Source organism: Streptomyces sparsus, assembly GCF_054776295.1.
On the sequence record NZ_BAAHCA010001578.1, the window covers coordinates 1 to 678 of the forward strand.

The window sequence follows — 678 nt, forward strand, 5'->3', positions numbered from 1 at the left end:
GCGGGACAGCCGGTCCCGGAACCGGCGACCGCGGCCGGGCGGCGGCCCGTTCTCACCGGCGGCGGCACTGACCAGGTGCTGAGCGGTGTCCAGGTCCAGGTCCGCCAGGTGGGCGGTGAGCGCGTCGTTGGCCAGCCCGCGCAGCTCCGCGGTGTCCGGGCGGCCGGCGTCCATGGTGAAGACTCCGCAGCCCGCCCGCCGCGCGTCGTGTACCCGCTCCAGCAACGCGTCCCCCGGCTCTTCCGGGGCCACCACCAGCAGCGTCTCGCCGCGGCCGGCCGACTCCAGGCGTGCCAGCCCCACGGCCAGATGGGCCGGGGCGGCGGCCGGCACGCGGTGCCTGACCAGGGTGGGGGCCAGCTCCGGCAGGCCCGACCAGGCCGCCTCGTCGTCCAGGTGAGCGGCCAGGTGCCACGGTTCGTAGGTATCGCCACCCACCAGCAGCAGGCCGCCGCCGTGCGGCGTGACGGAGGACCGGATCGAGCCGGCGAACCTGCGGGTGGCGTGCAGCCACTCCGTTCCGGCGAGCACCTCGCGCAGCAGCGCCACCCGTACGGCGTCCATCCCGGCATCGTGCCGCACGGGGTGGCCCGGGGTGGCGTGAACCGGCGGGTAACCCGTCGGCCCGGCGCCGCACGGGCCGTGCACGGGTGGGCCGGCCGCGCCCCGACGGCGTCC

1 protein-coding gene is annotated in these 678 nt (G+C 77.7%); it reads right to left on the reverse strand.

Annotated features, from left to right (window positions below):
• On the reverse strand, positions 1 to 564 hold a 564-nt coding region (locus tag ACYVE9_RS29700; protein WP_461030962.1), incomplete at its 3' end, for a hypothetical protein.
• Positions 565 to 678: the final 114 nt, after the last annotated feature.